Source organism: Ilyobacter sp. (assembly GCF_041583315.1).
Taxonomy (GTDB): domain Bacteria; phylum Fusobacteriota; class Fusobacteriia; order Fusobacteriales; family Fusobacteriaceae; genus Ilyobacter.
In genome coordinates this window covers 1-3,360 of record NZ_JBFHGC010000330.1, presented here as the reverse complement: position 1 = coordinate 3,360, position 3,360 = coordinate 1, and the positions used below count along the sequence as shown (strand labels likewise).

Annotated in this window: 4 protein-coding genes; all 4 read left to right on the top strand. The window is 32.7% G+C overall.

The features are described 5' to 3' along the window. The first annotated feature begins 225 nt into the window (after positions 1-225). Positions 226-2,493 (top strand): MobA/MobL family protein, encoded by a 2,268-nt coding sequence (locus ABZA26_RS10815; protein WP_372714539.1) that lies wholly within the window; start codon positions 226-228, stop codon positions 2,491-2,493. A gap of 17 nt (positions 2,494-2,510) precedes the next feature. Beyond that, positions 2,511-3,029: a conjugal transfer protein TraD gene (locus tag ABZA26_RS10810; protein ID WP_372714538.1), complete on the top strand. Its 519-nt coding sequence runs from the start codon at positions 2,511-2,513 to the stop codon at positions 3,027-3,029. Positions 3,030-3,039: 10 nt separating this feature from the next. Next, positions 3,040-3,213, top strand: a complete 174-nt coding sequence (locus tag ABZA26_RS10805) for a hypothetical protein (protein ID WP_372714537.1) — start codon at positions 3,040-3,042, stop codon at positions 3,211-3,213. After that, positions 3,206-3,360, top strand: a 155-nt coding sequence (locus tag ABZA26_RS10800; RefSeq protein ID WP_372714540.1) for an ArdC-like ssDNA-binding domain-containing protein, incomplete at its 3' end; no start/stop codon positions are given. The genes ABZA26_RS10805 and ABZA26_RS10800, both read left to right, overlap by 8 nt.

Here is a 3,360-nt window from a genome sequence, read left to right as displayed (position 1 = left end):
GGATATCATCTTAGACCTGATTGTCCTATAATAATTTTATGAGATAAATCACTCCAAAATGAAGGAGTGCACGCTTACGCGTTCATTTTTACCTATTGGCAAAATTGAACGCACGTGTAAGATTAAAAATCACTTTGATTTCTGATTATTTCTCCCTTCATTTCATTTGGTAAAGCTTCGCTTGTGGGGGTTCCCCACCCTGTTATCTTTTAAGGAGGATTTTTTATGGCTAACTATCACCTGGCATATAAAGTAGGAAATGCCGGATTTGGCGGTCCTCATGCAGAATATATTACAAGGTCCGGTAAATACTCTAAAAGCCGTAAAAAGGAAGATCTCCAATATAAGGAGTCAGGAAATATGCCGCAATGGGGAAAAGAAAACCCTGTTAAATTTTGGCAGGCTGCAGATATATTTGAAAATGTAAATGGAAGATCTTACCGTGAATTTGAAGTTTCCCTTCCCAATGAACTCTCAGTTAATGAAAACATTAAACTTATGAATGAATTCAAAGATAAAATGCTTAGAAAAGATTTTGCATATACATATGCCATCCATAAGAGCTATAACAATGGGCAGGAAAATACCCACGCCCACTTTATGTTTACTGAAAGAAAAAATGATGGAATTGAAAGAGAACCAGATGCTTTTTTTAAAAGAGCAAATTTTCGTTACCCTAATAAAGGTGGGGCTAAAAAAGATAGGATCTGGCAAAAGAAAGAGGTTCTTTTAAATGCAAGGAAACAATTTGCAGTTATAACTAATAAACATCTTGAAATGGCAGGATTTGAAGACAGGGTTGATCACAGATCCATAAAAGATCAGCTGAAGGAAGCCCTTGAAAAAAACGATATTGATAAAGTGGACTACCTCACCAGACCAGCTGTAAATATTTCTGGAAATCTTCTAAATAAAGTAGAGAGAAAACTATCTATCCTGGAAAAGAAAAGTCTTTCTGAATTCCAAGAAGCAAGACAACTTAAAAGAGTAAAAGAGAAAAAGTATAAGGCCAGGACTATACCTTTTGAAAAAAAAGATATTTTATTTGAAATAAAAAAAATAGACCAGAGATTAGATGAGAATAAGTTAAAAAAATCCACCCTTAATTCCATTACCAACGGGGATTATTATAAGCTTCTCAATAGAAACTTCAAACTGAAGAAAGAGCTCAAAATAGACCCAACTAATATGGATATAAAAACTAAACTAGATGATCTTAGGGCAAAGATCAATGATATTGAAGAATATCTGCCAGAGACCAGCAAATATATTAAGAAATACAGAGCTCTTGAGAGGGCTTATTCAAGTAAAAAAGAAGCCTTAATTAAAGAACTTGAAAATAGGTTTGATATAAAGAGAGAAGACTTAGCGAAACATCTCAAAGAAAATAGTATTGATAATATCAAATCAAATATAAAGACTACTAAACTCAGAAGAACAATAAACTTATCGAGCCATTTTTCTATAAAAGATACACTAGAAAGAATCGACTATAATATTGAACATGTATCCAAAGACACTCCTGGGGAAGAACTAAAAAAGCTTAGACTTGAAAAGGAAGCCCTGGAAAAAGAATTAAGTAAAACCAAGTTACCTGATAAAGAAACTCTTGAAACTTATAACATTGAGAAACTTATCAGGCTCCGATGGGAATATTTAACTTATAAGCTTAATATGGAAAATTTTAAAAAGAAAACAACTGATATTAGCGATTCTGAAAACAGACCTAGATATTCAAAGCTTATTTATAAAGCAGTAATGCTTGAAAAGCTTATAGAAAGTCAGGAAGGAACTGTTAAAAATATAGGTAAATCAAAAATACTTGAAATCTCTTTAGAGTACAAAAGAAAAGAGGAAAATAAACAAGGTATTCTTAAAAGTGGGGTTGAAAAACTTGAAAATTTACTGAAATTAGAGGAGATACTAGAGAAAAAAGCACTCAACAAAATGACAAAAGGGAAATACTCTTATCTGGAAAAACAAAAGATTCAATTAAACAATATGATATGTGAATTTAAAGAGGAAAGAAGAATTCTTGAAAATAAGCTACAACTGACGAGCAAGATATATTTTATACAGTCTGGAAAGCTGAATAAAAAAATAAACACCCTTAATTCTAAAATAGATCCTCTTGAAAAGAAATACAACCATCTAGCAAAAGAGCAGTCAAAACTTTATAAGGCCGTAGATCCTAAACTCCTAAAAGATCAGGTTAGAGAAGTTAGCAGTAACATTTACAGGGCTCTAAATATGACAAAAATGGAGTTATTTTCCAGCAAGAGTGAAATAATTATCTGCAACGACATGCAAAAATCATATAGGCCTTTAACCAGGGCTTATTCTGTTTCTCATTCAAAACAAAAATCAAGGAACCTTAAAAAGATTGGGGACTTATTTCAAGAAGATTCCAAAAAAAACAACACAAAGCAAAGTATGAAACCAAAGATTTTTAAGAGGGAGGATGATAAAGATGTAGCAGAATTGGAAAGATAGAATTACAGGAGGCTTTGATGAATCTAGAGAACCTATATTCAAAAAAGAGAAAATTATACATAGCAGATAAAAAAGCCAGGCTGAAGTTGGCTAATTTTGAAAAAAAAAGTCAGTTCATTCTCAGGAAAGAGAGAGCAAAAAGGCTTCTTATGCTTGGAATACTAGTTGAAAAGGCCGAGATTGACAACCAGCCCATTGAAACTATTTTGGGCTACCTTTTAGAATCCAAAAACCTTTCTCTAAAACAAGAAAAATCATTTCTTGTAGAGGGTAAAAAATTATTTTTGAAAAAGAGTAGAGCAGAAAAAACAAGGGAAGTAGAGTTCTCGTATATGACTTATCTTGAAAAAAAAGAGAGAGCCCATAAGCTCATAGGTATAGGTGCGCTATTTGAGATAGCAGGTCTAGATAAAAAAGATAAGGCTGCACTCGTAGGATATCTTATCCAGTTCAAGAAAAGGGGTCTGCATGAAAAGAAAGTCTATAAAGAAGCTGGAACTAGAACACTGATTAAAAGAAAGAATAATTATAAATAGGGGGACAAGTATGGAAAAAAATAAATTTGAAGATAAGATAATTGGGATCAAACATAAAATAATAAAAGATAATCTCGGAATTACTGACAATTCTGAGGTAGTCTCAGAAGAGGACATGGATGGGGAGTGGTTTGAAGCGGATTTAAGTTATTTCACAGGTAAAGGTGAACGCCCTGATGAATAAAACGCAAGAGAAAATAAAGAAAGAACGTCAAAAACTGACCAATCAGATAATAGAAAATCTAGAAAAAGAAGGTTCTATATGGAAAAAGGGATGGAATTCAGAACTTTTAACTCCCTATAACCCTACCAACGGGACAAATTATAAAGG

Bases quoted from the DNA above. Each gene is read 5' to 3' on its own strand.
- ABZA26_RS10815 (WP_372714539.1), top strand. From the start codon at position 226: ATGGCTAACTATCACCTGGCATATAAAGTAGGAAATGCCGGATTTGGC.
- ABZA26_RS10810 (WP_372714538.1), top strand. From the start codon at position 2,511: ATGAATCTAGAGAACCTATATTCAAAAAAGAGAAAATTATACATAGCA.
- ABZA26_RS10805 (WP_372714537.1), top strand. From the start codon at position 3,040: ATGGAAAAAAATAAATTTGAAGATAAGATAATTGGGATCAAACATAAA.